This window comes from Nonomuraea sp. NPDC001699, assembly GCF_053596455.1.
Genome location: NZ_JBSFGF010000014.1, coordinates 134,743 through 160,868 on the forward strand (window position 1 = coordinate 134,743; position 26,126 = coordinate 160,868).

At 72.1% G+C, this 26,126-nt stretch carries 27 protein-coding genes; 14 read left to right on the forward strand and 13 right to left on the reverse strand.

The window, feature by feature from the left end:
- Positions 1–16: 16 nt before the first annotated feature.
- The 3 genes from ACWCSU_RS34420 (at position 17) to ACWCSU_RS34430 (ending at position 4,160) form a co-directional block, all read left to right on the forward strand.
- Positions 17–1,558, forward strand: a complete 1,542-nt coding sequence (locus tag ACWCSU_RS34420; protein ID WP_449940567.1) for an AMP-binding protein — start codon at positions 17–19, stop codon at positions 1,556–1,558.
- Positions 1,559–1,710: 152 nt separating this feature from the next.
- A complete protein-coding gene (locus ACWCSU_RS34425; protein ID WP_449940570.1) occupies positions 1,711–3,033 on the forward strand; it encodes an FAD-dependent oxidoreductase in 1,323 nt (440 codons plus the stop codon).
- A gap of 8 nt (positions 3,034–3,041) precedes the next feature.
- Entirely contained in the window at positions 3,042–4,160 is a 1,119-nt protein-coding gene (locus ACWCSU_RS34430) for a DUF6986 family protein (RefSeq protein ID WP_449940572.1), read from the forward strand.
- A 4-nt stretch (positions 4,161–4,164) separates the two neighbouring features.
- On the opposite strand, the gene ACWCSU_RS34435 is transcribed toward ACWCSU_RS34430, so the two are convergent.
- The 5 genes from ACWCSU_RS34435 to ACWCSU_RS34455 form a co-directional block, all read right to left on the reverse strand.
- Complete coding sequence (locus tag ACWCSU_RS34435; RefSeq protein WP_357694445.1) at positions 4,165–4,845, reverse strand: copper homeostasis protein CutC; 681 nt, start codon at positions 4,843–4,845, stop codon at positions 4,165–4,167.
- Between the two features lie 158 nt (positions 4,846–5,003).
- Complete coding sequence (locus ACWCSU_RS34440) at positions 5,004–5,492, reverse strand: GNAT family N-acetyltransferase (protein WP_357694447.1); 489 nt, start codon at positions 5,490–5,492, stop codon at positions 5,004–5,006.
- A gap of 313 nt (positions 5,493–5,805) precedes the next feature.
- On the reverse strand, positions 5,806–6,546 hold the full coding sequence (locus tag ACWCSU_RS34445) for a GntR family transcriptional regulator (protein ID WP_449940576.1): 741 nt from the start codon (positions 6,544–6,546) through the stop codon (positions 5,806–5,808).
- Between the two features lie 848 nt (positions 6,547–7,394).
- Positions 7,395–7,838, reverse strand: a complete 444-nt coding sequence (locus ACWCSU_RS34450; protein WP_357694451.1) for a Zn-ribbon domain-containing OB-fold protein — start codon at positions 7,836–7,838, stop codon at positions 7,395–7,397.
- A gap of 3 nt (positions 7,839–7,841) precedes the next feature.
- Positions 7,842–9,002 (reverse strand): thiolase C-terminal domain-containing protein, encoded by a 1,161-nt coding sequence (locus ACWCSU_RS34455; RefSeq protein WP_357694669.1) that lies wholly within the window; start codon positions 9,000–9,002, stop codon positions 7,842–7,844.
- Positions 9,003–9,482: 480 nt separating this feature from the next.
- Here ACWCSU_RS34455 and ACWCSU_RS34460 point away from each other — a divergent pair, with 480 nt between their 5' ends.
- From ACWCSU_RS34460 to ACWCSU_RS34485, 6 genes are all read left to right on the forward strand, one after another.
- The gene (locus ACWCSU_RS34460; RefSeq protein ID WP_449940579.1) at positions 9,483–10,097 is read left to right on the forward strand and encodes a flavin reductase family protein; all 615 of its coding nucleotides are present in this window, start codon (positions 9,483–9,485) and stop codon (positions 10,095–10,097) included.
- On the forward strand, positions 10,084–11,205 hold the full coding sequence (locus ACWCSU_RS34465) for an acyl-CoA dehydrogenase family protein (protein ID WP_449940581.1): 1,122 nt from the start codon (positions 10,084–10,086) through the stop codon (positions 11,203–11,205). The genes ACWCSU_RS34460 and ACWCSU_RS34465 overlap by 14 nt, the downstream gene beginning before the upstream one ends.
- 11 nt (positions 11,206–11,216) lie before the next feature.
- Positions 11,217–11,990: an SDR family oxidoreductase gene (locus tag ACWCSU_RS34470; RefSeq protein WP_357694455.1), complete on the forward strand. Its 774-nt coding sequence runs from the start codon at positions 11,217–11,219 to the stop codon at positions 11,988–11,990.
- Between the two features lie 63 nt (positions 11,991–12,053).
- Positions 12,054–13,349: a DUF2252 domain-containing protein gene (locus ACWCSU_RS34475; protein WP_449940584.1), complete on the forward strand. Its 1,296-nt coding sequence runs from the start codon at positions 12,054–12,056 to the stop codon at positions 13,347–13,349.
- Between the two features lie 28 nt (positions 13,350–13,377).
- Positions 13,378–14,583 (forward strand): ATP-grasp domain-containing protein, encoded by a 1,206-nt coding sequence (locus ACWCSU_RS34480; protein WP_357694459.1) that lies wholly within the window; start codon positions 13,378–13,380, stop codon positions 14,581–14,583.
- Between the two features lie 34 nt (positions 14,584–14,617).
- A complete protein-coding gene (locus tag ACWCSU_RS34485) occupies positions 14,618–15,364 on the forward strand; it encodes a glucose 1-dehydrogenase (protein WP_449940586.1) in 747 nt (248 codons plus the stop codon).
- Here ACWCSU_RS34485 and ACWCSU_RS34490 read toward each other — a convergent pair whose 3' ends face one another.
- The 3 genes from ACWCSU_RS34490 to ACWCSU_RS34500 all read right to left on the reverse strand — a co-directional run bounded on the left by ACWCSU_RS34490 (position 15,365) and on the right by ACWCSU_RS34500 (position 16,819).
- The gene (locus ACWCSU_RS34490; protein WP_449940589.1) at positions 15,365–16,180 is read right to left on the reverse strand and encodes an ATP-grasp domain-containing protein; all 816 of its coding nucleotides are present in this window, start codon (positions 16,178–16,180) and stop codon (positions 15,365–15,367) included.
- Positions 16,181–16,270: 90 nt separating this feature from the next.
- Positions 16,271–16,528, reverse strand: coding sequence for a hypothetical protein (locus ACWCSU_RS34495; protein WP_357694464.1), 258 nt, complete (start codon positions 16,526–16,528; stop codon positions 16,271–16,273).
- 33 nt (positions 16,529–16,561) lie between these two features.
- Entirely contained in the window at positions 16,562–16,819 is a 258-nt protein-coding gene (locus ACWCSU_RS34500; RefSeq protein WP_357694466.1) for a hypothetical protein, read from the reverse strand.
- Positions 16,820–17,036: 217 nt separating this feature from the next.
- Here ACWCSU_RS34500 and ACWCSU_RS34505 point away from each other — a divergent pair, with 217 nt between their 5' ends.
- On the forward strand, positions 17,037–17,690 hold the full coding sequence (locus ACWCSU_RS34505; protein ID WP_364093999.1) for an NIPSNAP family protein: 654 nt from the start codon (positions 17,037–17,039) through the stop codon (positions 17,688–17,690).
- 21 nt (positions 17,691–17,711) lie between these two features.
- Here the strand turns inward: ACWCSU_RS34505 and ACWCSU_RS34510 are convergent, their stop codons facing one another.
- Together ACWCSU_RS34510 and ACWCSU_RS34515 are read right to left on the reverse strand one after the other, a co-directional pair.
- The gene (locus tag ACWCSU_RS34510) at positions 17,712–18,641 is read right to left on the reverse strand and encodes an SDR family oxidoreductase (protein ID WP_449940593.1); all 930 of its coding nucleotides are present in this window, start codon (positions 18,639–18,641) and stop codon (positions 17,712–17,714) included.
- A 9-nt stretch (positions 18,642–18,650) separates the two neighbouring features.
- Positions 18,651–19,379: an SDR family oxidoreductase gene (locus ACWCSU_RS34515; protein ID WP_364093991.1), complete on the reverse strand. Its 729-nt coding sequence runs from the start codon at positions 19,377–19,379 to the stop codon at positions 18,651–18,653.
- Positions 19,380–19,425: 46 nt separating this feature from the next.
- Here ACWCSU_RS34515 and ACWCSU_RS34520 point away from each other — a divergent pair, with 46 nt between their 5' ends.
- The 4 genes from ACWCSU_RS34520 to ACWCSU_RS34535 are packed head-to-tail and all read left to right on the forward strand — an operon-like array spanning position 19,426 to position 22,682.
- A complete protein-coding gene (locus ACWCSU_RS34520) occupies positions 19,426–20,154 on the forward strand; it encodes an enoyl-CoA hydratase family protein (protein ID WP_449940596.1) in 729 nt (242 codons plus the stop codon).
- The gene (locus ACWCSU_RS34525) at positions 20,151–20,927 is read left to right on the forward strand and encodes a CoA transferase subunit A (protein WP_449940598.1); all 777 of its coding nucleotides are present in this window, start codon (positions 20,151–20,153) and stop codon (positions 20,925–20,927) included. Before ACWCSU_RS34520 ends, ACWCSU_RS34525 begins: the two co-directional genes overlap by 4 nt.
- Positions 20,914–21,648 (forward strand): CoA-transferase subunit beta, encoded by a 735-nt coding sequence (locus tag ACWCSU_RS34530; RefSeq protein ID WP_449940600.1) that lies wholly within the window; start codon positions 20,914–20,916, stop codon positions 21,646–21,648. Before ACWCSU_RS34525 ends, ACWCSU_RS34530 begins: the two co-directional genes overlap by 14 nt.
- Complete coding sequence (locus ACWCSU_RS34535; RefSeq protein WP_449940601.1) at positions 21,645–22,682, forward strand: NAD(P)H-dependent flavin oxidoreductase; 1,038 nt, start codon at positions 21,645–21,647, stop codon at positions 22,680–22,682. The genes ACWCSU_RS34530 and ACWCSU_RS34535 overlap by 4 nt, the downstream gene beginning before the upstream one ends.
- On the opposite strand, the gene ACWCSU_RS34540 is transcribed toward ACWCSU_RS34535, so the two are convergent.
- The 3 genes from ACWCSU_RS34540 to ACWCSU_RS34550 form a co-directional block, all read right to left on the reverse strand.
- Positions 22,669–23,334: a pentapeptide repeat-containing protein gene (locus ACWCSU_RS34540; RefSeq protein WP_449940603.1), complete on the reverse strand. Its 666-nt coding sequence runs from the start codon at positions 23,332–23,334 to the stop codon at positions 22,669–22,671. The genes ACWCSU_RS34535 and ACWCSU_RS34540 overlap by 14 nt on opposite strands.
- 4 nt (positions 23,335–23,338) lie before the next feature.
- Entirely contained in the window at positions 23,339–24,817 is a 1,479-nt protein-coding gene (locus ACWCSU_RS34545) for a glycoside hydrolase family 3 protein (RefSeq protein WP_449940604.1), read from the reverse strand.
- Between the two features lie 124 nt (positions 24,818–24,941).
- Entirely contained in the window at positions 24,942–26,096 is a 1,155-nt protein-coding gene (locus ACWCSU_RS34550) for an acetyl-CoA C-acetyltransferase (protein ID WP_357694483.1), read from the reverse strand.
- Between the last annotated feature and the right edge of the window lie 30 nt (positions 26,097–26,126).

Here is a 26,126-nt window from a genome sequence, read left to right on the forward strand (position 1 = left end):
CGCGACGGAGTAGCCGATGGCATCGATGCCCGACTGGGGGACGCTCCCCCGCATGCTGCGCGACCAGGCCGAACGCCATCCCGACGACGTCGTGGTCGTCGAGGGCGGCGCCCGGGTCACGCTGTCGGAGCTCAGGGCGGGAGCCGCCGAGGTGGCCCGCGGCCTGATCGCCCTCGGCGTCGGGCCCGGCGACCGGGTGGCGATCTGGGGTTCGAACTCGGCGTCCTGGGTGCGGCACGCGTTCGGCGTCTGGGACTCGGGGGCCGTCCTCGTGCCGTTGTCGTCGCGGTACAAGGGCATCGAGGCGGCGGGGCTGATCGCCCGTACCGGGGTGAAGGTGCTGATCGTCGGCGATCCGCCGCTCGCCGGCTTGCTGCCGCCCCTGGACGGCCCGGTGGCCGTCCGCGCGGCGGGCGACCTGGACGCGGGCGGGGTGAGCGGGCGGGTGGCCGAGGAGCGGGCGCTCGGGGTCGGGCCCGGCGACCTGTGCGAGATCATGTCCACGTCCGGCACCACGGGCACGCCCAAGGGGGTGATGCTCGACCACGCCCAGGTCCTGCGCGGCTACTGGGACTGGGCGGAGATCGTCACGCTGGACGAGCACGACCGCTATCCGGTGATCGCGCCGTTCAACCACGGGTTCGGGCTGAACGCCGGGCTCGTCGCCTGCGTGCTGCGCCGGGCCACGATGTTGCCGATCCCGTCCTTCTCGCCGGACGCCCTGATGTCGCTGATCTCCGACGAGAGGGTGACGATCCTGGCCGGGCCGCCCACTCTGTTCGCCCGGATCCTGGACGAGCTGGAGCGCGCCGACCGGGACGTCTCCTCGTTACGCGTGGCCATCTGCGGGGCCGCGTCCGTGCCCGCCACGCTGATCACCCGGCTGGCCGAGCGGGTCGGCCTGGAACGGATGATCAACGCGTACGGGCTGATGGAGGGCACGGTCGTGTCCATGACGCGGGCCGGTGACCCCATCGACGTGGTCGCGAACACCACCGGCAGGGCCGTACCGGGCATCGAGATCAAGATCGTGGACGACGACGGCGAGCAGGTCGCGCCCGGCACGCGCGGCGAGATCCTGCAACGCGGCTACGGCGTCATGCGCGGCTACTGGGACGAGCCCGCCAGGACCGCCGAGGTGATCGACGCCGACGGCTGGCTGCACACCGGCGACATCGGCGTGCTGGACGAGGCCGGCAACCTCGCCATCGTGGACAGGAAGAAGGAGCTCTACATCGTCAACGGGTTCAACGTCTCCCCCGCCGAGGTCGAGGCGCTCCTGCTGCGGGAGGGCTCGCTGGCCCAGGCCGCCGTGGTCGGCGTGCCCGACGCGGTCTCCGGCGAGGCCGGCGTGGCGTACGTGGTGCCCCGGCCGGACGCCCGCGTCACCGCCGTCGCGCTGCTGGACTGGGCGAAGGCCAACATGTCCAACTACAAGGTGCCCAAGCGCGTCGAGGTGGTGGACGCGCTGCCCGTCAACGTCAACGGCAAGGTCGACAAGCTCGCCCTGCGTTCCCGGGCCGTCTCCGGACCACCGGCGTTTCAGGGGCTGCCATGAGCGGCCGCGTGGGCGAGAATCCGAAGAGGACGGCATTGACGGGAGACGGGTTCATCCGCGCGGCCGACCGGGGATACATCGAGCACACGGGCCGGTTGCACCTCTAGGGACGCGTCCTCCGCGTCGCACCTTCACCGGCATGAGGAGGCAGCGTGGCGTTGCACGTGGCGGTCATCGGGTCGGGCCCCGCCGGGATCTACACGGCTGAGGCGCTGGTCAAACAGTCGGGCGAGGCTGTCCGGGTCGACGTGCTCGAACGGCTGCCCACGCCGTACGGGCTGGTCAGGTACGGCGTGGCGCCCGACCACACCTCGATCAAGTCGATCGCGAACTACCTGCGCAGGGTGCTGGAGCTGCCCCAGGTGCGCTTCCTCGGCGGCGTCACCCTGGGCCGCCACGTCTCCGTCGAGGACCTGCTCGGCGTCTACGACGCGGTCGTCTACTGCACGGGCGCGATGGTCGACCGGCGGCTCGGCATCCCCGGCGAGGACCTGCCGGGGAGCGTGGCGGCCACCGACTTCGTCAACTGGTACTGCGGCCACCCCGACGTCGATCCCGGCCGGTTCACCCTCGACAGCTCCGAGGTCGCGGTGATCGGGGTCGGCAACGTGGCCGTCGACGTCGTCCGGGTGCTGGCCAAGACCGCCGAGGAGCTGCGGCACACCGACGTGCCGCACGACGTCCTCGACCGGCTGAGCCAGAGCCAGGTCAAGGCGATCCACATGGTCGGCAGGCGGGGGCCCGAGCACGCCAAGTTCACCCTCAAGGAGCTGCGCGAGCTGGGCGAGCTGACCAACGCCGACGTGTGCGTGCGCCCGGACGAGGCGGCCGTGCTCGGCGCCGACTTCCCGCGCCAGGTCCAGGGCAACATCAACGTCCTGCAGTCGTGGGCCGGCCGCGAGCCCGTGGGCCGTCCGCGCCGCCTCGACGTGCGCTTCTGGCTGCGTCCTGTGGAGATCCTGGGCGCCGACCGGGTCGAGGGGCTCCGGCTGGAGCGCACCCGCCTGTCGGAGGAGGGCCGCGTCGTCGGCACCGGCGAGTACGAGACGCTGCCCGTCGGCATGGTCCTGCGCTCGGTCGGCTACCAGAGCGTCCCACTGCCCGGCGTGCCCTTCTCCGAGCGGACGATGACCGTGCCCAACGAGGCCGGCCGGGTGCGCCCGCACGAGTACGTGGCGGGCTGGCTCAAGCGCGGTCCGACCGGCGTCATCGGCACCAACAAGTCCGACGCCGCCGAGACGGTCCGCACGCTGCTGGCCGACCTGGAGGGCGAGCTCCTGGAGGGCGGCGCGCGGGTGTCGCGGCCGTCGGTCGAGTCGCTGCTGGCCGAGCGCGGGGTGCGGCCGGTGACCTACGACGACTGGCTGGCCATCGAACGGGCCGAGGGCGAGCTGGCCAGGTCGCTCGGCCGGGGCGAGCGCGTCAAACTGGTCGGCGTCGACACCATGCTCCGCGCCTGCGCCCACCTGGAATGAGCCCGTACGTGAACGATGAGCCCGTGCCCGGTTTCGCCGAGGTCCACGCGGTCCAGCAGGCCCGCTTCCCCATGGCCGAGCCGGGCTGGCAGCCGGTCCACACGGTCTACGTGCCCGCCGACCGTTTCTCCGCCTCGACCGTCGCCGAGTGGGGCGAGCAGGCGTTCTCGCTGGCCAAGGCGCATCTGGAGGCGTCCGCCCCCGACGTGCGCGACCGGGTGCTCGGCAAGCTGGCCCGCGAGCCGGTCGAGGACCTGCGGATCGACTTCGAGGACGGCTACGGCGTGCGCCCGTACGAGGAGGAGGACGGGCACGCCGAGCGGGCCGCGCGGGCCGTGGCCGACCTGCACGCCGGCGGCACGCTGCCGCGCCGGTGGGGGCTGCGGGTGAAGTCGTTCGCCGACGGCGACCCGGCGAGGTCGGTGCGCACGCTCGGCGGCTTCCTGACCGAGGTGCTGGAGCGGGCCGGCGAGCTTCCCGCGGGGTTCACGGTGACGTTCCCGAAGGTGCTCATGGAGGAGTACCTCGGGCAGTTCGCGGGCGTCCTGGACCGGCTGGAGGCGCGCCTCGGCCTGTCCGGGCTGCGCTTCGAGATGCAGGTGGAGGCCCCGCAGACGCTGCCCTTCCTGCGCGCCGAGCTGCCCGGGTCGCTCGGCGGGCGGCTGGCCGCGGCGCACTTCGGCGTGTTCGACTACACCGCCGCCATCGGCCTGCCGCCGCACGAGCAGCGGCTCGACCATCCGGCCTGCGACCACGCCAGGCACGTGATGCAGACGGCGTTCGCGGGCACGGGCGTCGAGCTGTCCGACGGTTCGCTGGCCGCCGCGCCCGCCTCCGACCGGGCCGAGGACGTCCACGCCCTGTGGGGACGGCACGCCCGGCTGGTCGGCCACTCGCTGGCCCACGGCTTCCATCAGGGCTGGGACATGCACCCGGCCCAGCTCGTGAGCAGGTTCGCCACCGTCTACGCCTTCCACCTGGCCCGTTACGACTCCTACCGGGAGCGCGTACGGGCCTGGGAGGAGGGGCGGGCGTCCGGGGGCGGCGTCATGGACGAGCCCGCCACCGTCAAGGCGCTGGCCGCCGCCCTGCGCCGCGCCGACGCGGCCCTGTCCATCCGAACCTGAGGGCTCAGTCGCGCTCTACCAGGGAGCGCCACTGCCGGACCAGCCGCCACTCGACCGGGTCCGTCCAGCTCGCCCGTACGGCCGAGCCCACGTGGAAGGCGCGGATGCCGTAGTCCAGCAGGTCGGGCACGTGGGCGGGCTTGAGGCCGCCGCCGGCCAGGATGATCGACCCGTCGCCGGCCTCGGCCCTGGACCTCAGCGTCGGCAGCCCCGCGCCGACCCCGTGGGGGGAGCCGGAGGTGAGCACGGTCGCCAGGTTGGGCAGCAGCCGCACGGCCCGCCAGGACGCCTGCACGTCGGCGGCGTGGTCCACCGCGCGGTGGAAGGTCCACGGGAGCGGCGAGACCGCGTGGATGAGCGCCTCGGTGGCCGCCAGATCGACCACGCCCGCGCCGTCCAGGAAACCGAACACGAACCCGGCCGCGCCCGCCTGCGCGAGCGCCTTGGCGTCGCGGCGCAGCCGGTCCAGGACGTCGGGGTCGGCGAGGAAGCCGGCCTCGCAGCGGAGCATCACCATCTGGGGCAGGGGGCATTCCGCGGCGATCGCGGCGACCGTCTCCGGTGCTGGGGTGAGCCCGTCGGCCGCCATGTCGGCGACGACCTCCAGGCGGTCGGCGCCGCCCTGCTCGGCGGCCACGGCGTCGCGCACGTTCAGCGCGATCACCTCAAGGAGGGAACCGGTCATGGAGGAGAGGTTATATGGTGCTCTGTCCACTTGCGCCGGAAACGCACGTGCCCATTGAGGCCCTTGCGGTATGATCTTGGACCCACACGACCGGCTGGGCGGCGCGACCGCCGGCCGGACCCGGCCCCCCACCGGACCGGATCCGGCCAGAGGGGTCGCTAGGCGCTGATCAGCTCCGCGACCGTCAGGTCACGGAAGGCCGTCGTGGACAGGTCCCGCGACGCCCGCTGGAACAGGGCCCCGGACGAGCGGTGCGGCAGGTCCACCGTGCGGACGTGCCGGAAACCGCGCCTGCGGTAGTACTCCTGGAGCCGCGGGTTGGCCTTGGCGCAGTCGAGCCGGAGCCAGGGCAGCCCGGCGGAACGGGCCGAGGAGCAGGCCCAGTCGAGGAGCGCGTCACCGAGCCCGCTGCCGGACCACGGCCGCGCCACGGCCAGCTTGTGGACGTAGAGCGCGGCCCCCGGAGCGTCGGCGGGGGTCCAGAACTCCGGGTCGGCGTGGTCGTCGAGGGCGATGGTGGCCACGGGCGGGGTCTGCCCGTCGAGGTCGAGATAGCGGAGTTCGTCGTCGAGCAGGTACAGGGTCCGCTCCTCGATGAGCGGCTCGATCCGCTCGGGGCCGAACCCCTGCCGCGGCCACTGCCGCACTCCCTTCGTGTAAAGCCACTCGGCGGTGTCCGCGAGAAGCCTGAGTACGCCGGGAAGGTCCGCGGGCTCCGCGCGCCGGAGTGCGAGGGGGTGAAGGAGGGTGTTTGTGTGCATAATACAGCCCTTCGATGCGTAGGGTGCCCATGCCGACACAGAGCGTGATGGCACGATGTCGCGCAGGGGCGAAACGGGTCCTCAACCCGATATATATGGATAAATGGCGATTTAGGGGAGTATGCACGACTCCCCTAGGCCAGCGAGGCGGCTTTCTCGCTGCGCCCGGCCGGCGGGATCACCCCTTCAACCGAGCCCGTCAGCGGCGACGATCGAGCTCGTATCTGATCAGATGTTTGTCGGCGGGCAGCACCGACACAGCGACACGCACGGGTATGTCGGCCCCGTCGTACCCGACCCGGACGTACACCATGACTGGTGTGCCGAGTTCGAGTTGGAGGCGCTCGGCCTCCTCCTGGTTGGGCATGCGGGCCCAGATGTCGTCGACGACGCGTATCTGCGCATGGCCCAGTTCTTCCAGGACCCTGTTCGCCCCTCGTGCGATGTCTCCGGGCCTGGCGATCTCGGAATCGGCGACCAGATCACGGGGAAAGTAGGAGTCGTTGGTGTTGTACGGCTGGCCGTCGACGAACCGCAGACGGCGGCGCACGACCGCCAACTCCCCATCCGCCAGCTCCAGCCTGCTGGCGATCTCCTCGACGGGAGAAACCGTCAGCACTTCAATGTACTGGCTGGGCGCCCGGCCTTCCTGCGCAACGGCGTAGGCGAAGGCCTCCTTCAGTTCTCCGGTGGGCTGCGGCTCCAGCTCGCGCTGCGGGTAGATGAGCAACGGCCTGCGGTCCCGGACCACCGTGCCGCGCCGCGGCGTACGCGTGACCAGTCCCTCGTTGACGAGCTCTCCGAGGGCCAGCCTGACGGTGTTCCTGCTCACCCCGTGGTCTTCCATGAGCTGTGCCTCGGTCGGCAGCTGCGCCCCGGGGCCGAGGACACCCGAGTAGATGGCTCGACGCAATTCCGCCGCCACCTGCTGATACAGCACCGACCTTGCCACTTTCACCCCTTTTGTTCCAACAATTTAGACGATCTGGTTCTAGCAGGCCACAACCCCTTGACCGAAGCCCCTCGACCGGCCCATCATCCATTCGTTGGTACAAATCCATCTAAAGGCCGGTGAGGGGGTGGAGGCCAAGTGTTGCCGGTTCACTCGGACACGCCGTTCCTGCCCTGGCAGAACCCTCGTGAAGCAACTCGTTTACTGCGTTACGCGTTGCGACGCGCCGGGTTCCCCCACAGATGTCAGAGCACGGAAATGGGAATGTCCGTGCTCTCGGTGTCGACCGAACCGACCGTGTGGCGCATAGACGGATCCTTTGTCTGGAACGAGGAGGGTGGCGCCCCCGTCACGCACCCCATGGATGACCCGATCGGCTCAGCTCGACGCATCACCGCTCGTCGCCGGCGGCACGTGCCTTCGCACACCCCCACCGACTCCGTGCGCGAACTCACGGCCTAGGACTCCATCCCTCGCCGGAGTCCTGGCGTCGCCGCTCACGGGGCAGGAAGCGCGTCCTGGCGGGTCCCCCACGCCCGCCAGGACGCGCCTTCCTCCGAGGGACCCTCTTGCGCCGCCGTACCGCCCCCGTGTCCGGAGGGCTGCGCGCCACCCGGCTCAGGCCCGGGCCGGCGGCAGGAGTCAGCGGTCGTGACCTCGGGGTCACGGCTGTCGCCGAGTCGCTACCGCACACGTACGCCGCCAAGTCCGGGTCGCCTCCATGTTTGACGCCTCCGCTTCATCATCAACCCTTGAGGGCCAACCTGGGGGCACCTTCGCAATGGTGGGACTGGTGGGAATTTCCGGTACCAATCGAAACTCCGGACCGAGGTCGATCAGCGGGAGGATGTGCGCTCGGGCGAATGGGCATCCAGATCCCCGCTCAGGGGCTCCCAGTCGAGCAGGGTCAGCCGGTCGTCGATCCGCGTGCGGACCCCTCGCACGCGCCGGCCGGGCTCCGGCTCGGGAGCGGCGCCGCGCCAGTTCCCGTGCACCAGGCAGCCGGGGACCGCGTCCAGCCGGACCATCACCACGACGTACGGCTCCGCCGCGCCCGGCATGAAGGGCCGCCGGTTGACGATCCAGCTCTCGACCACGCCCTCGGCCGGCACCGGGTCCCACCGCCACGCCTCGCCCCGGCAGGACGGGCAGAAGGCCCGCGCCGGGAAGCGCGCGGTCCCGCAGCCGTCGCAGCGCTGAACCGCGAACCCCTCCCGCGCCAGGCGCTCCCACCACTCGGCGGAGTCGCGGTCGGGCTCGGGACGGGGACCGTGGGCCATGGGTCACGACCTCCTGAGGATCAGTGCGGAGGTGGCCGGCAGGATGTAGCCGGGCTGGGCCGTCGAGAGCGCCACTTCGGCGCCGGGCACCTGCCGGTCGCCCGCCTCGCCCCGGAGCTGGGCGACCGCCTCGGCGATGTGGTTGACGCCGTGCACGTACCCCTCCGACAGGAAGCCTCCGTGGGTGTTCACGGGCAGCTCGCCGTCCAGGGCCGTGGCCCCCGACTCCACGTACGGGCCGCCCTCGCCCTTGCCGCAGAAGCCGTAGTCCTCCAGCTGGACGATCACCGAGTACGTGAAGCAGTCGTAGATCTCGGCCACGTCCACGTCGCCGGGGCCGAGACCGGCCTGCGCGTACAGGCGGGGGGCCAGGGTGGCGGCCGCGGTCACCGTGGGGTCGGCCGGGCCCGTGCCCGACAGGTGGGACGTGCCGCCGCCCCAGGCCGCCGCCGAGATCAGGACGGGGTGGCGGCGCAGGTCGCGGGCGCGTTCGGCCGTGGTGACGACGACCGCGCAGGCGCCGTCGGTCTCCAGGCAGCAGTCCAGGAGGCGGAACGGCTCGGCGATCCACCTGCTGGCCAGGTAGTCCTCCAGCGTGATGGGGGTACGCATGAGCGCCCGCGGGTTCTTGACCGCGTTGGCGCGCTGGGTGACGGCCAGCCGGCCGAAGTGCTCGGGTCTGGTGCCGTACCGGAGCATGTGGGCGCGGGCGTACATGGCGTACTGCTGCGGCGGGGCGAAGTAGCCGTACGGGGCCTGGTACTGGACCTCGGGGCTCGCCGGGAGGCCGCGTCCGGTGCCGCCCATGCGGAACTCGGACCGGGCGTTGACGGCGCGGTAGCAGACGACGGTCTCGGCCATGCCCGTGGCCACGGCCAGGGCGGCCTGGCCGACGACGGCGTGCGAGACGCTGCCGCCGCCGAACTGGTCGAGGTGCCAGGCGAGATCGGGCAGGCCGAGCGCGGGGGCCACCAGGGAGGGCGGGGCCGAGTCGCCGACGCGGTGAGTGGCCAGGCCGTCCACGGCGTCCGGGGGGAGGCCGGCGTCGTCGAGGGCGGCGAGGATCGCGCGGCAGGCGAGGGTGAGGGTGCTGACGCCCGAGTTCTTGGTGAAGGGGGTGTAGCCGACTCCCGCTACGGCGGTCACATCCCGAAATTCAAGCAAGCGCTTGGGCACATCGGCCACGCTATGCCCCTCCCTTTCCCCATGTCAACCACCACCCCGCAGCCCCAGGGACGCCTCCCTCAAGGGGACGGCACACCGGAACACGCAAGCCGACGGACGAACGAACGACCCTCGCCGTACACCTTGCGCCGGCCCGCACCGTCCCCCACCCCACCGACCCGGCGCCGGAGTCGGACCCGGAACCTCCCACCAGAAGCCGCCGAGAACCGTCCCAGCACCGGCCGAGCGGCGCGGGGACCGGGGCGAGGGCCGGCGCGGCCGGGAGGGCGGCGCCGGAGGCCCGCGGCGCCACCGACACGGGCGGGCGGGCGGCGGGCGGCGCCACCGGCACGGGCCGCGGGCGGCGGGCCTGCGTGGGGGGCGGGTGGGGTGGGTTGACAGGGGGGTGGGGTGGGCTTAGTGTCCAAGCAAGCGCTTGGTATGTAGAATGGGCGCAGTCGGTCACGAGGAGGCGGACCCATGAGCACACACGCTGCCCGGCTCATCGCGCCGGACGGCTGTCGCGGCCTTCCGACGCCCCACCAGCGCAGCAGGACTCGCAACGGAGCCGCCATGCCGCCCGGCCCTTCACAGCACAGCGGGAACGGCCACCCCGACAGCCGCCGGTTCCGGCAGGTCCTCGGCAGGTTCGCGACCGGCGTGGTGGCGATCACCGCCCTCGACCCGGCGGACGACCAGCCCTGCGGCCTGGCGGCCAACTCCTTCACCTCGGTCTCGCTCGACCCTCCGCTGGTGGCCTTCTGCGTCGCCCACACCAGCACGAGCTGGCCCCGGGTACGCGGCGCGAAGGTCGTCACCGTGAACGTGCTGGCCGAGCACCAGCAGCCGGTCTGCGCGCAGATGGCGGCCAAGGGCGGTGACAAGTTCGCCGGCCTGGCCTGGACCGGCTCCCCCGGCGGCAACCCGGTGCTCGAAGGCGCGCTGGCCTGGATCGACTGCGTGATCGAGGCCGAGCACCCGGCGGGCGACCACATGATCGTGGTGGCCCGGGTGCTGCAGCTCGACACGCACGCCGACGGCGGCCCGCTGGTCTTCTTCCAGGGCGGCTACGGAGGATTTGTTGAGCCTTCGTGAGGAGGCCCGCGCCTGGCTGGAGAAGAGCCTGTCCGGCGAGTTCGCGCACGTCCGCGGCCTCGGCGGCCCCGGCAGGGAGCACGAGGGGCACGAGTTGCGCCTGGCCTGGGAGCGCCGGCTCGGCGAGGCGGGCTGGACCTGCCTGAGCTGGCCCGAGCGGTACGGCGGCCGCGCCGCCTCCCTCGACGACCAGGTCGCCTTCTACGAGGAGTACGCCAGGGCCGACGCTCCTGCCCGGGTCGGCCTGATCGGCGAGGGGCTGATCGGCCCGACCATCCTGGAGTTCGGCACCGACGAGCAGAAGGACCGCTTCCTCCCGCCGATCCAGCGCGGCGAGGAGTTGTGGTGCCAGGGTTACTCCGAGCCCGAGGCCGGTTCCGATCTGGCGAACGTCCGGACCAGGGCGCGGCTCGAAGGAGACGAGTGGGTCGTCTCCGGGCAGAAGGTGTGGACATCGCTGGCCCACGTCGCCGACTGGTGCTTCGTCCTGTGCCGTACCGAGGAGGGCTCGCAGCGGCATCGCGGGCTGTCGTACCTGCTGGTGCCGATGGGACGGCCGGGCGTCAGCGTACGTCCGATCAGGCAGCTCACCGGCACCTCCGAGTTCAACGAGGTGTTCTTCGACGGCGCGCGCACGGCGGCGGGGAACGTGCTCGGGGCGCCGGGCGAGGGCTGGCGGGTGGCCATGGCCACGCTGGGCCACGAGCGCGGGGCGTCCACGCTGGGCCAGCAGATCGGGTTCCGGCGGGAGCTCGCCGAGGTGATCGCGACCGCCCGGCGGACGGGGGCGGCCGACGATCCGGTGCTGCGCGACCGGCTGGTCCGGTCGTGGCTGGAGCTGGAGATCATGCGGATGAACGCCCTGCGCATGCTGCGCCCGGACCCGGGCCCGGAGGTGTCGATCGCCAAGCTCTACTGGTCGGAGTGGCATCGCCGGCTGGGCGAGCTGGCGCAGGAGGTCCAGGGGAAGGCCGGGCTCGTGGCGCAGGACGGGCTGAACGACCTGCAACGCTTGTATTTGTTCAGCCGGGCGGACACGATCTATGCCGGGTCGAGTGAGATCCAGCGGAACATCATCGCCGAGCGCACTCTCGGACTCCCCCGCTGATTGGAGCACGGATGGCACCGCCCTATCCGAAGTCGCACGGCCTGCTCGACGGCAAGGTCACGCTGGTGACCGCCGCCGCGGGCGCGGGTATCGGCTACGCCACCGCCAGGCGCTGCGCCGAGGAGGGGGCGACGATCGTCATCTCCGACCGGCACGAGCGCCGCCTGTCCGCCGCCGCCGAGTCGCTGACCGAGCTGACCGGCGTCAAGCCGCTGGCGGTCCCGTGCGACGTGACGTCGGAGCCGCAGGTGCTGGCGCTGTTCGACGCGGTGGTGGAGGCGCACGGCCGGCTCGACGTGGTGATCAACAACGCCGGTCTCGGCGGTACGGCCCCGCTGGCCGAGATGACCGACGAGCAGTGGCACGCGGTCGTCGACGTCACCCTCAACGGCACCATGCGCTGCACCAGGGCGGCGGTCCGGCACATGATCGGCCAGGGCTCCGGCGTGATCGTGAACAACGCCTCGGTGGTCGGCTGGCGGGCGCAGCGCGGGCAGGCGCACTACGCGGCGGCCAAGGCCGGGGTGATGGCGCTGACGAGGTGCGTCGCGCTGGAGGTCGCCGAACACGGCGTCCGGGTGAACGCGGTGGCGCCGTCACTGGCCGTGCACCCCTTCCTGGCGAAGGTGACGAGCGAGGAGCTGCTGGCCGAGCTGGCCGCCAAGGAGGCGTTCGGGCGGTCGGCCGAGCCGTGGGAGGTGGCCAACGTGATCGTCTTCCTGGCCAGCGACTACTCCTCGTACATGACGGGCGAGACCGTCTCGGTCTCCTCGCAACATCCCTGAGCTGGCCCTGTCAGGGAGAATTCGGGGTAGGCGGCGGGGAGGCGGCGGACTACCGTCCGTGTCATGGGCACACGCTCCTCCTTCCTGCTCGACGTCCTGATCAGTGAGTTCGGCGAGTCGATCAAACGGGACCCGGCCGCCTTCCGGCGCAAGTTCCGCAAGATGGCGGCCTCCCCCTTCGCGTTCTACCGGGGCAGCGCCGGCCTGTTCTACGCCGACCTGACCGGCGACTTCGCCGACGGCTCCTACGTCGACGAGCCCACCGGCCGGGTCTGGATCCACGGCGACCTGCACGCCGAGAACTTCGGCACGTACATGAACGCCTCCGGGGTGCTGGTCTTCAACGTCAACGACTTCGACGAGGCCTACGTCGGCCCCTACGTCTGGGACCTCAAGCGCTTCGCCGCCAGCGTGGCGCTGATCGGCTACGCCAAGGCGCTGTCGGACGACACGATCAGCACGCTGGTGGGCGAGTTCGGGCGGGCGTACCTGACCGAGCTGCACGGCATCGCGACCGGCGGCGACGACGCCATCGGCTCGCTCACCCTGGAGACCACCGGCGGCGTGCTGCACCGGGTGCTCCAGACGGCGCGGCTCAGCACGCGGGTGGCGATGCTGGACGTCGAGACCGTGATCGACGACTACGACCGGCGCTTCGCCCTCATGGACGGCCGGGAGCCGGTCGACGCCGCGACCCGGGAGCAGGTGCTGGCGGCGTTCGAGGGCTACCTGGCGACGCTGCCGACGCCGTCCAACCCGGTCGAGCACGTCGTCAAGGACGTGGCGCTGCGCAAGGGCGTCGGGATCGGGTCGGCGGGGCTGCCGTCGTACAACCTGCTGCTGGAGGGGCGCTCGCAGGCGCTGGAGAACGACGTCATCCTCTACATGAAGCAGGCCCAGGCGCCGGCCGTGGCCCGGTACGTCGACAACGAGAAGGCGGCCTCCTACTTCCTGCACCAGGGCCACCGCACGGCGGAGTCGCAGCGGGCGCTGCAGGCCTACGCCGACCCGTGGCTCGGGTACGCCTCGCTCGGCGGGGTGGGCCAGCTCGTGGCCGAGGTGTCGCCGTACTCGGCCGACCTCGACTGGGACGACGTCAACGAGCCGGACGAGCTGCGTTCCATCATGCGCGACCTGGGACGGGCGGTGGCCCGCATGCACTCGGTGGCCGACGACGAGTCCAGCCACGACCTGGTGGACTTCTCGACGGAGGAGGCGATCGTCAGGGTCATCGATGGCGATCAATCCGGATTCATCGGCATGTTGGTGGATTTCGCCCACCGTTATGGGGCACAGGCTCGTGAAGACCATCAACGGTTCGTCGACCTGTTCAGGAACGGTCGCCTGCCCGGCGTGTGAGCCCTCGCGGCGACCGCGGAGGAGCATCGTGCGTCATCTCATTGGGCTGCTGCTGGGGACCGAGGAGGACTGGCCGGCGGCGTTCGAGACCGTGTTACGCCGGCTGGGGCCGATCAAGGGGGTGGGCGAGTTCGACGTCGAGCGCATCACGATCGAGCCGTTCGACCTGCGCGCCAAGCCACGCCACGAGCTGGTGATCGACCGGCTGGCGTACTGGTACTACCACCCGCGCGAGTGGCTGAAGAAGATCGCCATGATGGACGACGTCTATCTGCTGAACAGCCCGTTCACGTTCCAGTCGATGGAGAAGCACGCGGCCTACTGCGCGATGATGCGGCTGGGCCTCAAGGTGCCGGAGACGGTGCTGGTGCCGTACAAGAACCCGCTGGACAACGCCCGTTACGCCTACACCGCCGAGCGCTACAACCGGTCCTTCGACCTCGACGCGGTCGCCGAGCGCATCGGCTACCCGCTGTTCATGAAGCCGTACGACGGCGGGGCCTGGCGGGGCGTCTCCCGCGTGCGCGACCGCGACGAGCTGCACCGCGCCTACGACCAGAGCGGCGAGATGCTCATGCACCTCCAGCAGTCCGTCGAGGGGTACGACGCCTTCGCCAGGTCGCTGTCGATCGGCGCGGAGACCATGGTCATGCGCTTCCGCCCGGACGAGCCGATGCACGACCGCTACGCCGTGGACCACGAGTTCCTCTCGCCGTCGGTGGGCGAGGAGGTCGTCACCGTCGGGCGGCTGGTGAACGCGTTCTTCCGCTGGGAGTTCAACTCCTGCGAGACCCTGGTCAAGGGCACGGACGTGCACCCGATCGACTACGCCAACGCCTGCCCCGACGTGGCCCTGACCAGCCTCCACTACTACTTCCCCTGGGCGATCAAGGCGCTGGTGAAGTGGAGCGTGTTCTGCGTGGCCACCCGCCGCCGCCCACGCATCGACCTGGAGACGCACGACTACTTCGAGGTCACCGGCGACTACGGGGAACGGCTGGCCCAGTACCGGAAGCTGGCCGACCGGTACTTCGAGGTGGACCGGTACGAGGAGTTCTGCCGTACCCATCTGGGGCACCTCGATGAGGTCGTCCTGGACTGGGTGGCCGGGCCGGAGTTCGATCGGTTGCTGGTGGACACGGTGGCGGCCACGTACCCGGCGGGCGAGCGTGAGCGGTTCACCGAGCACTTCCGCGGGCTGCTGCGACTCTGGGTGAAGGACGCGGGCAGCTAGTAACCGACCGGTCGGTATGGCATGCTTCCGGAACATGACTCTGTTCTCGGTGGAAGGCAAGACGGTCGTCGTCACCGGTGGTTCGCGCGGCATCGGCCGCATGATCGCCGCCGGGTTCGTGGAGGCGGGCGCGACCGTCGTCATATCGGCGCGCAAGTCGGCGGAGGTCGAGAAGACGGCCACAGAGCTGGGGTGCACGGCCGTCCAGGCCGACCTGTCCACGCCCGAAGGGGTGGACACGCTGGTCACGGCGGTGGGCGGCCCGCTGCACGTGCTGGTCAACAACGCCGGCGCGACCTGGGGCGCACCTCTGGAGGAGTATCCGGAGCACGCCTTCGACAAGCTCTGGGACATCAACGTCAAGGGCGTGTTCTACCTGACCCAGAAGTTCCTGCCGCACCTGCGGGAGGCGGCCGGCGCGGACGACCCGGCCCGGGTGATCAACGTGGGCTCGATCGACGGCATCCGGGTGCCCGCCCTGGAGAGCTACGCCTACTCCTCCACCAAGGCGGCCGTGCACATGCTGACCCGCCACCTGGCCAGGCAGCTGGCCAAGGACCACATCACGGTCAACGCCATCGCCCCCGGGCCGTTCGACTCCAAGATGATGGCCTTCGCCCTGGACGATCCCGCCACCCGCGCCGCCATCGCCTCGACCATCCCCCTGGGACGGATCGGCCGGCCCGACGACATGGCGGGCGCGGCCATCTTCCTGTCCTCGCGGGCGGGGGCGTACCTGACGGGCACGGTCATCCCGGTGGACGGCGGCATCTCCTGCTGATCAGACCAGCTCGACCAGGGCCCGGGCGAGGTTCGCCGCGGCGTCCGGCGCGTAACGCAGGAACAGGTACGGCTCGGTCAGCTCCAGCTCGATGACCACCGGCGTGCCGTCGGACAGCCGGACCAGGTCGATCCTGGCGTAGAGAAGGGCGTGGGGAATGGCTGCGAGCACCTTCTCGGCCAGGTCGACCTGGTCCGGGGCCGGGGTGCGGAGCTCGGCCCGCGCGTTGTGGTCGAAGGTCGCGCCCGCCGCCAGCATCGGATGGCGCCGGACGGCGTGGCTGAGGCGGCCGTTGAAGTACAGCAGGGAGGTCTCGCCCTCCGACTCCACCATGTCGAGGTAGGGCTGGACCATCGGCTGCCGCCCCGCGGCCTGGAGGGCGGCGGCCAGCTCCGCGGCCTTGCCCCGGTCGGTGGTCCTGGTCGTGTCGCGGGCCCCGGCGGAGATCGCCGGCTTGACGACGTACTCCGGCCAGTCGGGCAGGTCGTCGGCGGACCAGTGGGTGGGCACGGTCGGCACGCCCAGGTCTCTCAGATAGGTCTTGTCGGTGTTGCTCTCCAGGACGGCGGCCGGGTTGAGCAGCCGGGTGACGGACTCCACCCTGCGGGCCCAGGCCAGGAACTCCTCGCGCCGGTCGATGTAGTCCCAGACCGATCGCACGACGACGGCGTCGTAGGCGCTCCAGTCGGCTTCGGGGTCGTCCCAGCGTTCGGCGCGGGCCTCGATGCCGTGGGCCTGCCAGTGGGAGAGCGCGAGGTCACGCTCGTCGTCCTGGCCGGTTCGGTCATCAAAGGTGACATATGCGCATTTCGTCATCCACGGATGGTAGTGGGGGCGGGCCGGGTCATCTCGACCCGGCCCGTACGGGAGCGCCCTCTCCGCGCCGGAGGACGCCCCCGGGTCCGGTTAGGAGTCGACGCTGGAGCCGGCGTGGCTGGCGTCGGTGGCGGTCGTGGCGTTGCCGTTGACGTTGTTGACGCTCGTGGCGTCGGTGCCGCTCACGTTCACGTTCACGACGTTGCCGAAGTTGTTGCCCGACTGCGAGGTGTCGTGGTTGGAGCTGGAGTTGCCCGAGGTGATGTCGGCGTAGGCCGGGGAGGACAGGAGCGTCAGGGCGGCGGCCGCGGCGACGGCGCCGGTGGTCACGCAGAGCTTCTTCATCATGTCGATGTCCCTTCCTTCAGAGCTGTACGGACGTCAGTGGAAGATGTAGGTCACCGCGACGCCGCCGTCGGTGGCGGTGGACGCGATGCCGTTGATGTTGTTGACGTTGGTCGAGTCCCAGCCACCGTGGTTGGCCGCGGAGACGTCGCCGAAGTTGTTGCCGGCCTGCGACGAGTCGCTGTTGCTGCTCCAGTTGTCGGACCAGGTGTCAGCGTGGGCGGGAACGGCCGCCATGGCGACGCCGGCGGCCGCGGCCAGGACGGCACCCGCGGCGCTCAGCCTTTTGATCACTTCTGCTCCTTACCGGTGAGGACCCCTTGGGAAGCGGCGGGGCACCAGGGCCCTGGGCAGCCACCGCCCCCTTTTTTGACCTTCTGTGACCCATTCGGATCAAGGTCAATGCGACTATATAACTCTGCGTTGCCACACGGTAGCTAAGAGTGATCAGAACATTGTTCGTGGCCCACCCTGACATGAGATGGCAGTGACCCGGCCCTACGGTCCGGCCATGATCTACGAACTGCGGCGCTACACCCTGCACCCCGGGCGGCGCGACACGCTGGTCACGCTGTTCGAGCGCGAGTTCGTCGAGCCGCAGGAGGCGCTCGGCATGCGCGTCGCCGGCACCTTCCGCGACCTCGACGCCCCCGACACCTTCACCTGGCTGCGCGCCTTCCCCGATATGAAGGCCCGCCGGGCGGCGCTGGAGGGCTTCTACGGCGGCCCGGTCTGGGCGGCCCACCGCGACGCCGCCAACGCCACGATGATCGACTCGGACGACGTGCTCCTGCTCCACCCGTCCGGGCCGCCGCTTCCGTCCTGGGACCGGCCGGCCTCGGTCGCGGCCGAACCGCCCGCCGCGCTCTACGTCGCGACGATCTGCCACGTCGAGGAGGGCTTCGCCGACTTCTTCGCCCGGCAGGTCGCGCCCGCGCTGGCCGAGGCCGGGACGCCGCCGGTCGGCTGCCTGGAGAGCGAGCACGCCGAGAACACCTTTCCCCGCCTGCCCGTCCGGACCGGGGAGAACGTGTTCGTGTGGTTCACCCGCTTCGCCCGTCCCGAGGACGAGCGCGAGGCGGACCTCTCCCTGCTCGACGGCCGCCTGACCGCCCCGCCGGTGCGCTTCCGCCTGCGTCCCACCGCCCGGTCGTCGATGCGCTGACGCCCTTGCGGCGGGAGGACGTCAGGGGGCGGCGCCGTAGACGGGTTCGGGTTCGGGGGCGGCCTCCAGGAGCGTGGCGACGGCCTCGCCGACCTCCTGCGGCGACCAGCGGGCGCCCCGGTCCACGGCGGGGCCGTGGCGCCAGCCGGTGGCCAGGGAGATCGTGCCGCCCTCGACCTCGAACACCCGGCCCGTCACGTGCGCGGAGGCCGCCGAGCCGAGCCAGACCACGAGGGGGGCGACGTTGGCCGGGTCCATGGGGTCGAAGCCGGACGGCGGCCTGGCCATGGTGGCCGCGAACACCTCCTCGGTCATCCGGGTGCGGGCGGCGGGCGCGATGGCGTTGACCGTGACGCCGTAGCGGGCCAGTTCGGCGGCGGCGACCTGGGTGAGGGCGGCGATCCCGGCCTTGGCCGCCGAGTAGCCGCCCTGGCCGACGCTGCCGAGCAGGCCCGCGCCCGACGAGGTGTTGACCACCCTGCCGGACACCTCCTCCCCCGCCTTCGACCGCTCCCGCCAGTACGCGGCCGCGTGCCGCAGCGGCAGGAAGTGGCCCTTGAGGTGCACGCGGACGACGTCGTCCCATTCCTGCTCTGTCATCGAGACCAGCATCCGGTCGCGCAGGAAGCCGGCGTTGTTCACCAGCACGTCCAGCCGGCCGTACGCGCTGACGGCGGTCTTGACCAGGCGGGCGGCGCCGGCCCAGTCGGACACGTCGTCGCAGTTGGCCACCGCCCGGCCGCCGAGGGCCTCGATCTCGGCGACGACCTCGTGCGCCGGGCCGGCGGACGCGCCGCCGCCGTCGCGGGCGGTGCCGAGGTCGTTCACCACGACGCGGGCGCCCTGGCGGGCGAACTCCAGGGCGTGCTGCCTGCCGATGCCGCGTCCGGCGCCTGTCACGATCACCACACGGCCAGCGCAAATGCCCACAAGACCTCCCAAGGGGATCATGAACAGATATCAGGAAATATCGTCGGAAGCCAGGTATTGCCAGGCGGGGATCTCGCCGCCGCCGTCCACCCGCACCTCGGCGCCGGTCACGTAGCCGGGGGCGGCCAGCCACAGGCACGCCCCGGCCACGTCGGCGGGCGTGGCCGGGCGGCCCGCGGGGATGGTCGCGTCCGCCCGCCCGTGGCCGGTGTACCGCTCGGCCGCCGTGGTGCCGGCCAGGCCGACGACGACCGAGTTGACCCTGACCTCGGGGGCCCACTCGGCGGCCAGGCAGCGGGCCAGGTGGTGCAGGCCCGCCTTGGCGGCGCCGTACGCGGCGGTGCCCGGCGAGGGACGGGCGCCGCTGACGCTGCCGATCATCACGATCGCCCCGCGGACGGCGGCCAGCAGCGGGTGGGCCCGCTGGGACACCAGCAGGGGCGCGGTCAGGTTGAGCTCGATGACGCGGGCGTGCAGGCGTGGCGAGGTGCCCGACACGGGGGCGGGCGGCGAGCCGCCGGCGTTGTTGACCACCACGTCGAGCCGGTCGAACCCGGCGACCAGGCGCTCGACGTCCTCCGGCACGCGTACGTCGGCCTGGACGAAGCGCAGGCCGTCCAAGGGGCCCGGGTCCCTTCTGGCGCAGACCGTCACGTCGGCGCCGGCCGCGCGGAAGGCCCTGGCGATGCCCGCGCCGATGCCCTGGGTGCCGCCCGTCACCAGCACGGACCTGCCCGTGTAGTCGTAAGTGACCGTCACGGGTGCTACCGTACCAAGCAAGCGTTAGGTGCGACCAGGGAGCGCGATGGGGATCACACTGCGGGACGGGCCGGTCGCCGAGGTCGTGGTGGACGTGCCGCCGGTGAACGCGTTGACCGTGGGGGGCTGGGCCGAGCTGGCGGCGGCCGTGCGCACGGCCGGGCGCGACCCGGCGACCAGGGTGGTGGTGCTGCGGGCCGAGGGACGCGGGTTCAACGCCGGCGTGGACATCAAGGAGATGCAGGCCGATCCCGGGCACACAGCGCTGGTCGGGGCGAACCGGCAGTGTTTCGAGGCGTTCGCGGCCGTCTACGAGTGCGAGGTGCCGGTGATCGCCGCCGTGCACGGCCACTGCCTGGGCGGCGGGGTCGGCCTGGCGGGCAACGCGGACGTGGTGGTGGCCAGCGAGGACGCCTACTTCGGGCTGCCCGAGGTGGACCGCGGAGCGCTCGGCGCCGCCACGCACCTGGCCCGGCTGGTGCCCCAGCACCTCATGCGGGCCATGGTCTACACGTGCAGGAACGTCACGGCGGCCGAACTGCACGCGTTCGGGTCGGTCCTGGAGGTGGTGCCGCGCGACAAGCTGCGGGAGGCGGCCATGGAGGTGGCCGGGCTGATCGCGGACAAGGACCCGTACGTGATCCGCCGCGCCAAGGAGTCGCTGAACGGCATCGACCCGGTGGACGTCCGGCGCAGCTACCGCTTCGAGCAGGGCTTCACCTTCGAGCTGAACCTCATGGGCATGGGCGACGAGCACAGGGAGCGGTTCCGATGAGCAAGGTGATGTCCGTCGAGGAGGTCGCGGCCTCGGTGGAGAGCGGGATGACGGTCGGCATCGGCGGCTGGGGCTCGCGGCGCAAGCCCATGGCCCTGGTGGGCGGCCTGCTGCGGGCGCCCGTCCAGGACCTGACGATCGTCTCCTACGGCGGCCCGGACGTCGGCATGTTGTGCGCGGCGGGCAAGGTGCGCAAGGTGGTGGCGCCGTTCGTCACGCTCGACTCGATCCCCCTCGAACCGCACTTCCGGGCCGCCCGGCAGGCGGGCGCGGTCGAGTTCGCCGAGTACGACGAGGGCATGTTCATGTTCGGCCTGCTGGCGGCGGCGCACCGGCTGCCGTTCCTGCCGACGCGGGCCGGGCTGGGGTCCGGCGTGATGCGGGTCAACCCGGACCTGCGGACGGTGCGCTCGCCGTACGGGGACGGGGAGGAGCTGGTCGCGGTGCCCGCCCTGACCATGGACGTGGCCCTGGTGCACCTCAACCGGGCCGACGCCCGCGGGAACGCCCAGTACCTGGGCCCCGACCCGTACTTCGACGACCTGTACGCCAAGGCGGCCGGGCGCTGCTACGTGTCGTGCGAGCGCTTGGTGGACACCGCCGACCTGCTGAAGGAGGGGCCGGTGCAGTCGCTGCTGATCAGCCGGTCGATGGTGACCGGCGTGGTCGAGGCGCCCGGCGGGGCGGGGTTCACCTCGTGCGAGCCGGACTACGGGCGTGACGAGAAACGGCAGCGGCGGTACGTGGAGGGCGGCGTCGATGAGGGGAACTGAGGTGAGCAGGGCCGACGTGTGCGTGCTGGCCTGCGCGGAGGCGTTCAGGGGCGACGGGGAGATCCTGGCGGCCGGGATCGGCGGCGCGGTCACGGTGCTGGCCGCGCGGCTGGCCCGGCTGACGTTCGAGCCCGACCTGCTCACCCACGACGGCGTCTGCCTGCTCACCGGCGACGTGCCCGCGCTGGGGGCGGCGCCCGGGGTGGTGGAGGGCTGGCTGCCGTTCCGGGAGCACCTGTGGCTGGTGCTGAACGGCCGGCGGCACGTGATGCTCGGCGCGAGCCAGATCGACCGGCACGGGAACAGCAACATCTCCTGCATCGGCGACTGGGCGCGGCCCAGGGCCCAGCTCCTGGGGGTGCGCGGGGCGCCGGGGAACACGCGGTGCGACCCGACGAGCTACTGGATCCCGCGGCACTCCCGCCGGGTGTTCGTGCCCGAGGTGGACATGGTGAGCGGACTCGGGACCGACCGGGGGGCGTACGAGCTGCGGCGGGTGGTGACGGACCTGGCGGTGCTCGACTTCGCCACCGCCGACGGCTCGATGCGCCTGGTGTCCACCCATCCGGGCGTGAGCGTGGCCGACGTGGTGGCCGCCACGGGCTTCGAGCTGGTCGTCCCGCCGGACGTGCCCACGACGCGGGAGCCGGACGCCGGGGAGCTGGCCGTCCTGGACCGGCTGGACCCCGGACGGGCGCGCGACCGCGAGGTGGCGACGTGAGGACCGCCCTGACCGAGCTCACCGGCTGCCGCCATCCCGTCGTCCAGACCGGCATGGGGTACGTCGCGGGCGCCCGGCTGGCCGCGGCCGTCTCGGCGGCGGGCGGGCTGGGCGTGATCGGCGCCGCGACCATGTCGGTGCCCGAGATGACGGCGGCGGTCAGGCGGGTGAAGGAGCGCACGGACGCCCCCTTCGGGGTGAACCTCCGCTCCGACGCCGACGATGCGGCCGAGCGGGTGGAGGTGCTGATCAAGGAGGGGGTGCGGGTGGCGTCGTTCGCCCAGGCGCCCCGGCGGGAGCTGGTCGCCCGGCTCAAGGACGCGGGGGTCGTCACCATCCCGTCGGTGGGGGCGCGCCGGCACGCCGAGAAGGTGGCCGCGTGGGGCGTGGACGCGGTGATCGTGCAGGGCGGCGAGGGCGGCGGGCACACCGGCCCGCTGGCCACCACGCTGCTGCTGCCGCAGGTCGTGGACGCGGTGGACATCCCGGTGATCGCGGCGGGCGGGTTCTTCGACGGCCGGGGCCTGGTCGCCGCGCTGGCCTACGGCGCGTGCGGGGTCGCCATGGGCACCCGCTTCCTGCTGACCCGCGAGTCCCCGGTGCCCGGCGGGGTCAAGGACGTCTACCTCGCCGCCCGCGAGACCGTCGTGACGACCAGTGTGGACGGCGTGCCGCACCGCGTGCTCAGCACGCCGTTCGTGGCCTCGCTGGAACGGTCGCGGCTGCTGCGCGCGGTGCTGAACGGCGCCCGGTTCAGGCGGCTGTCCGGCCTGTCGTGGGCCGCGCTGGTCCGCGAGGGACGGCGGATGCGGCGCGGCCGGGAGCTGACCTGGGCGCAGGTGCTCCAGGCGGCCAACACGCCGGTGCTGCTGCGGGCGGCGATGGTGGACGGACGGGCCGACCTCGGGGTGATGGCCTCCGGTCAGGTGGTGGGCGTGATCGAGGACCTGCCGTCGTGCGCCGAGCTGATCGAGCGGGTGATGGCCGAGGCCGAGGACGTGCGCGGGAGCCTGGCCCGGCTCACAGGACGGTGATGCCCCGGGCGGCGAGGATGGCGTTGGCCTGGGCCTGGTTGATGATCGCGCCGGTGAAGGCGCGCAGCTTGGCGTCGTCGGGCTGACCGAGGTCGGCGCCGCGCAGGTCGGCCTTGGCGAACGTGGTGTTGAGCAGCCGCGTGCCGATGAACCGGCAGTCGCTGAAGGTGGCCTCGGTGAAGTCGCAGCCCGACAGGTCGGCGTCGTCGAAGCGCACCCCCTCGACGAACTCGCCGCGCAGCGAGCAGCCGCCGAGGTTGGCCAGCGTCAGGTTGCAGCGGGCGACCTTGAAACCGGTGCCGCGCGAGGCCGTGAGCGCGGCGCCGATCATGCGGCAGCCCGTGAAGGAGGCGTCGGTCAGCAGCGCGCCGCCGAACTGGGCCGAGGACAGGTCGACGTCGGTGAACGTCGCGTCGATCAGGTCGGCGTCGTTGAACCTCGGGCGCATGCCGCCGCCGCCCTTGAAGACCGCGCCGTCGAGGTCGGCCTTGCGCAGGTCGGCGCCGTCGAGCACGCAGGACTCGAACAGGGCGCCGGCCAGCGCGGCTCCGGAGAGGTCGACCTCGGTCAGGTCGCAGCCGCGGAAGACGTGCGGCCCGTCGCCGTGGAGGGCCGGGCGGCTGTGGGAGAGGTCTTCGCCGTCGAGGTTCACGGTGTCACAGCGTACCGGTGAGCACCTCCGCCGCCGCCTGGCCGCAGACCCGGGCCGACCCGTACGTGGCGATGTGCACGGCGCCGAGGTCGGAGCGGGCGGGCAGGCCCATCTCCACGACGACGGCGTCCGGGCGGGCGCTGAGCAGGTGCCGTAGCGCCTCGCCCTGCCAGGCGTAGCGGTGGGCGTCGCGGACCACGATCACCAGCGGACGCTGTCCCGCCTCGCCGATCAGCCGCTCCAGCCGGGCCCCGGTCGTGTCCGCGGCCGCGAGCCGGGTGACGGCGGTGCCGGGCAGCAGCCGGCCGAGCGGCTCGCCGACGCCCCACGGGGTGCCCTTGTCGATGGCCAGGTTCATCTCGGGCGTCAGCTCGACCACGTGCGCCGCCCCGGTGAGCGGCAGCACGGGCGCGGTGGACCTGCGGGTGACGCGTACGGCCCGCCGGGCCGCGGAGAGCCCGAGGTAGCCGTCCTCCGGTACGGGGCTGCCCGAGGAGGTGGTCCAGGCGGCCAGCTCGCGGACCCTGCGGGCGGCGTCGGCCAGTCGCTCCTCGGGCAGCAGTCCATCGGTCACGGCGGCGGCGATGGCGTCGCGGACCTCGATGGCGGTGGCCTCGTCGGCCCGCTCGCCGCCCACGCAGATCGCGTCGGCTCCCGCGGCTATGGCGCGGGCGGAGGCGCCCCCGATCCCGTACGCCCCCGACACCGCGGCCATTTCTATGCCGTCCGTGATGATCATTCCTTGGAAGCCCAGCTCCTCGCGCAGCAGGCCCGTGAGGACCTTCGGGCTGAGCGTGGCGGGCAGTTCGGCGTCGTAGGAGGGCACGAGCAGGTGGCCGGTCATGATCGACTTGACCCCCTCCTTGATCGCTTCCCGGAACGGGAAGAGCGCCTCCTCGATGCCCGCGTCGGCCACCACGGGCACGCCGTGGTGGGAGTCGACGGTGGTGTCCCCGTGGCCGGGGAAGTGCTTGGCGCAGGCGGCCACCCCGGCCGACTGCAGGCCGCGGACGAACGCCCTGGTGTGCCTGGCCACCAGCGCGGGGTCGGAGCCGAAGGCGCGCAGGCCGATGACCGGGTTGTCGGGGTTGGAGTTCACGTCGGCGGAAGGGGCGAAGTCGATGGTGATGCCCGCTGTCGCCAGGTCGCCGCCCAGGTCCCTGGCCAGGGCCTCGGTGAGGCCGACGTCGTCCACGACGCCCAGGGCGTACCCGCCGGGACGACTGCTGCCGGTGCTCACCTCCAGCCGGGTGACCTCGCCGGACTCCTCGTCGGTGCCGACGAGCACCGCGGGGTTCTCCGCACGCAGCGCGGCGGTGAGCCGGGCCACTTGGGCGGGGTCGGCGATGTTGCGGGAGAACAACACCACACCGGCCAGTCCCTCGCCGAGTCGGCGGAGGATCCAGTCCGGAGGCGTCCTTCCCGCGAAACCAGGGAGGAGGACGGCGTCGGCGAGGCGAAGAAGGTCACCGCTGAGGGGCATGACCCGAAATCTAATAGGAAAGTTTCCTATTTGCTAGAGGCATTTTCTGATGTCAGCCACGTTCCTTCCGTGTCGAATTCAACCAATGCCGGAAATGGCCACTCCAGTCGCCGCGGCCCGGCTCTCAGGCGAGGCGCTCTATGACGGTGACATTCGCCTGTCCGCCGCCCTCGCACATGGCCTGCAGGCCGTACCGGCCGCCGGTGCGCTCCAGCTCGTGCAGCAGCTTCACGGTCAGGACCGCGCCGGTCGCGCCGAGCGGATGGCCGAGCGCGATGGCGCCGCCGTTGGGGTTCACCCGGGCCGGGTCGGCGCCGGTCTCCTTGATCCAGGCCAGGACGACGGAGGCGAACGCCTCGTTGACCTCGATCGCGTCGAAGTCGTCGATGGCCATGCCCGTCCTGCCCAGGGCGTGGGCGGTGGCCGGGATGGGCGCGGAGAGCATCATGACCGGGTCAGCGCCGCGCGCCGACAGGTGGTGCACGCGGGCGCGCGGGGTCAGCCCGTGGTCGCGTACGGCCCGGGGCGAGGCGACCAGCAGCGCCGCCGCGCCGTCGGAGATCTGGGACGCCAGCGCCGCCGTGAGCCGTCCCCCTTCGGTCAGCGGCCTGAGCGCGGCCATCTTCTCCGGCGTGGTGTCCCTGCGCGGGGCCTCGTCGTCGGCGACGCCCTCGTAGGGGACGATCTCGCGCCGGAACCGCCCCTCGTCCACGGCCCGCAGCGCGCGGCGGTGCGACTCGTAGGCGTAGCGTTCCATGTCCTCGCGCGACAGGTCCCAGGCCACCGCCATCTGCTCGGCTCCGGCGAACTGGGAGACCTCCGCCGTGCCGTACCGCGCGGCCCAGCCCTTGGACCCGGCGAGCGGGGTCTCGTGCCCGAGCGGCCGGCCCGCCAGCATGGCCGAGGAGATCGGGATCATGCTCATGTTCTGCACGCCGCCCGCGACCACCAGGTCGTTCGTGCCCGACAGCACGGCCTGGGCGGCGAAGTGCAGGGCCTGCTGCGAGGAGCCGCACTGGCGGTCGACGGTGACGCCCGGCACCTCCTCCGGCAGCCCGGCGGCCAGCCAGCAGGTGCGCGCGACGTCGCCGGCCTGCGGCCCGATCGTGTCCACGCAGCCGAAGATGACGTCCTCCACGGCGGAGGGGTCGGCGTCCGCGCGGTCCATCAGCTCGCGGAGCACGTGCGCGCCGAGGTCGGCCGGGTGGGCCGCGGCCAGCCCGCCGTTCCTGCGCCCGACCGGGGTGCGGACGGCGGCGACGATGTAAGCCTCACTCATCTCCGTATCCTAACAAGCGCTTGGTAAGCA